Origin of the sequence: Streptomyces sp. NRRL B-1347, from assembly GCF_000720325.1 — a bacterium.
Taxonomy (GTDB): domain Bacteria; phylum Actinomycetota; class Actinomycetes; order Streptomycetales; family Streptomycetaceae; genus Streptomyces.
The window spans coordinates 1-3,649 of sequence record NZ_JOJM01000175.1; the positions used below are offsets into that span (position 1 = coordinate 1).

The following is a 3,649-nucleotide window of genomic DNA, read 5'->3' on the forward strand; positions in this document are numbered from 1 at the left end:
CGAGCACGCCACCCGAGGCCTCCTCGCCGAGGGCCACGGCCTGTTCCTGGAGATGAGCCCCCACCCGGTCCTGACCGTCCCCGTCCAGGCCACCATCGAGGCCGCCGGGCGCGAAGGCGCGGCCGTGGCGCTCGGTTCGCTGCGCCGCGACGAAGGCGGCGCCGACCGGCTCATGGCCTCGGTCGCCGAGGCCTACGCGCAGGGCGCGGACCTCGACTGGCGGGCCCTCGTCCCCGGCACCCTCGTCGACCTGCCCACGTACGCCTTCCAGCACCAGCACTACTGGCTGGTGTCCCCGGAGGCCGAGCCGGGCGCCGAGCCCGCCGTCGCCGTGGACGAGGTCGAGGCGCGCTTCTGGGAGGCCGTGGAGCGCGAGGACCTGGAGCAGCTGGCGGCCGAGCTGGAGGTGGCGGACGGCTCCGCCGCCGAACTCGGCGCCGTGCTCCCGGTGCTGTCGTCGTGGCGGTGGAGGCGCTGACGCAGGCGGGTGCCGAAGTCGTCGAACTCCATGTGACAGAAGCCGAGTTGACGCGCGAGGCGCTCGCCGCGCGGTTGCGTGACGCCGCCGTGCTCGCGGGCGTCGTCTCCCTGCTCGCCCTCGCCGAGCAGCCGCACCCGGCGCACCCCGTGCTGCCCGCCGGGCTCGCCGGCACCGTCGCGCTGGTGCAGGCCCTCGGTGACGCGGGCGTCGAGGCCCGCCTCTGGGCCGTCTCCAGCGGCGCCGTCTCCACCGGCCGCAACGACCGGGTCGAGAGCCCCGCCCAGGCACAGACCTGGGGCCTCGGCCGCGTCGTCGCCCTGGAGCACCCCGACCGCTGGGGCGGACTCATCGACCTGCCGCGGACCCCCGACAGCCGCACCGGGGCCCGGCTCGCCGGGATCCTCGCGGGCGTCGGCGACGAGGATCAGCTCGCCGTGCGCGGCTCCGGCGTCCTCGTGCGCCGCCTCGTCCGGGCCGAGCCCGCCGCCCCCGCCCGGGAGACCGGCTCCGCGTGGACGCCGCGCGGCACCGTCCTGGTCACCGGCGGCACCGGCGCCCTCGGCCCGCACATCGCCCGCTGGCTGGCCCGCGAGGGCGCCGAGCACCTGGTGCTCACCAGCCGCCGCGGCCCCGACGCGCCCGGCGCGGCCGAACTCCGCGCCGAACTGGAGGAGATGGGCGTCCAGGTGACCATCGCCGCCTGCGACGTCGCCGACCGCGACGCCGTCGCCGCGCTCCTCGCCCGGCTCGCCGCCGACGGGCACACCCTGCGCGCCGTCATCCACGCGGCCGCGCTCATCGAACTGGCGCCGATCGCCGCCACCACCCTGGCGGAGTTCGCCGACATCGTCGCGGCGAAGGTCGCGGGCGCCGTCGTCCTGGACGAGCTCCTGGACGGCGAGGCGGGCGCGGCGCTCGACGCGTTCGTCCTGTTCTCCTCCATCGCGGGTGTCTGGGGCAGCGGCGACCACGCCGCCTACGCGGCCGCCAACGCCCACCTCGACGCGCTCGCCGAACACCGCAGGGCACGCGGCCTGACCGCCACCTCGATCGCCTGGGGCGTGTGGAACGTCGTCAACCCCCACCTGAGCGGCAGCGCGCCCGTCGACGTCGACCCGGAGCAGCTGCGCCGCCAGGGCCTGCCGTTCCTCGACCCCGGCCTGGCCTTCGCGGGGATGCGGCAGATCCTGGACGACGACGAGACGTTCCTCGCCCTCGCGGACGTGGACTGGGACCAGTTCGTGCCCGTGTTCACCTCGCGCCGGGCCCGCCCGCTGCTCGCGGACCTGCCCGACGCGCAGCGCGTCCTCGCCGCCCAGGGCGGAACCGAGGGCGCCGACACCGAGACCTCGTCCAAGGCGTCCGCGCTGCGCAAGCGCCTGACCGGCCTCGCCGGGCCCGAGCAGGACCGCGCCCTGGTCGGCCTCGTGCTCACGCACGCCGCCGCGGTCCTCGGCTACGAGTCCGCACAGGCCCTCGACCCCGAGCGGGCCTTCCGCGAGTTCGGCTTCGACTCGCTCACCGCCGTCGACCTGCGCAACCGCCTGGGTGCCGCCACCGGTCTGAAGCTGCCCACCACGGTCGTCTTCGACCACCCCAACGGCACCGCCCTGGCCGCCTACCTGCGCACCCAGGTCCTCGGCGCCAGCGCGGCCGCCGCCCCCGCCGCCGTCGTGCCCGTCGCGGCGGCCACCGACGAGCCCATCGCCATCGTCGCCATGAGCTGCCGCTACCCCGGCGGCATCAGCAGCCCCGAGCAGATGTGGCAGGTCCTCCAGGACCGGGCCGATGTCGTCGGCGGCTACCCGGCGGGCCGCGGCTGGGACCTCGCCCACCTCTACGACCCGGACCCGGAGACCCCCGGCACCACCACGACCAGGGGCGGCGGCTTCCTGCACGACGCGGGCGCCTTCGACCCGGCCTTCTTCGGCATCTCGCCGCGCGAGGCCACGGCCATGGACCCGCAGCAGCGGCTCCTCCTCGAAACCTCCTGGGAGGCGTTCGAACGCGCCGGGATCGACCCCAAGTCCGTACGCGGCGAGACCGCCAGCGTGTTCGTCGGCACCAACTACCAGGACTACGGCACCGCCCCCGGCCAGCTGTCCGCGGGCGCCGAGGGCCACATCCTCACCGGCAGCGCGCCCAGCGTCGTCTCCGGCCGCATCGCCTACACCTTCGGCCTCGAAGGCCCGGCGGTCACCGTCGACACGGCCTGCTCGTCCTCGCTCGTCGCGATGCACCTGGCTGCGCAGGCACTGCGCCAGGGCGAGTGCACCCTCGCCCTCGCGGGCGGCGTCGCCGTCATGTCGTCGCCCGGCGCGCTGATCGCCTTCAGCCAGCAGCGCGGCCTCGCCGACGACGGCCGGTGCAAGGCCTTCGCGGCCGCCGCCGACGGCATGGGCATGGCCGAGGGCGTCGGCATGGTGCTCCTGGAGCGCCTTTCGGACGCGCGCCGCAACGGCCACAAGGTCCTCGCGGTCGTACGGGGCTCCGCCATCAACCAGGACGGCGCCAGCAACGGCCTCACCGCCCCCAACGGCCCCTCCCAGCAGCGCGTCATCCGCGCCGCCCTCGCCAACGCCCGCCTCACCGCGGCCGACGTGGACGCGGTCGAGGCCCACGGCACCGGCACCACCCTCGGCGACCCCATCGAGGCCCAGGCCCTGGACGCGCCCCGGCGCGCGGGCGTCTCCTCCTTCGGCATGAGCGGCACCAACGCCCATGTGATCCTGGAGCAGCCGCCCCTGACCGACGGGCCGGCCGCCGACGAGGACGCCGGGGCCCCTGCGCCCGTCGTCGCCGGAGTGCTCCCGCTCGCCCTCTCCGGGAAGGGCGAGCCCGCCCTGCGAGCCCAGGCGGCACGCCTGCGCGAGCACCTGCTCGCCCGCCCCGACCTCGAACCGGCCGACGTCGCCTGGTCCCTCGCGGCGGCCCGGTCACGCTTCGAGCACCGGGGCGTCGCCCTCGGCCGCGACCGCGAGGAACTCCTCACCGCCCTGGAGCGCCTGTCTCAGGACGAGGTGACACCCCAGGTGGTGTCCGGCCGCACGCTCGGCGGCACGGTCCGCCCGGTGTTCGTGTTCCCGGGGCAGGGTTCGCAGTGGGCCGGTATGGCGGTCGAACTCCTGGACTCCAGTCCGGTGTTCGCGGGGCGGATGCGGGAGTGCG

The 3,649-nt window shown here is 76.2% G+C and carries 1 protein-coding gene and 1 pseudogene; both read left to right on the plus strand.

The genetic code is table 11. The annotated features are described in order from the left end of the window. The first annotated feature begins 172 nt into the window (after positions 1–172). Positions 173–478, plus strand: a complete 306-nt coding sequence (locus IG74_RS54965; protein ID WP_420710057.1) for a hypothetical protein — start codon at positions 173–175, stop codon at positions 476–478. Next, a pseudogene (locus IG74_RS47160) lies at positions 466–3,649 on the plus strand (SDR family NAD(P)-dependent oxidoreductase); the annotation flags it as partial. The gene IG74_RS54965 and the pseudogene IG74_RS47160, both read left to right, overlap by 13 nt.

Excerpts from the sequence above, each read along its gene's own strand:
- IG74_RS54965 (WP_420710057.1), top strand. The coding sequence starts at position 173 with ATGGCCTCGGTCGCCGAGGCCTACGCGCAGGGCGCGGACCTCGACTGG.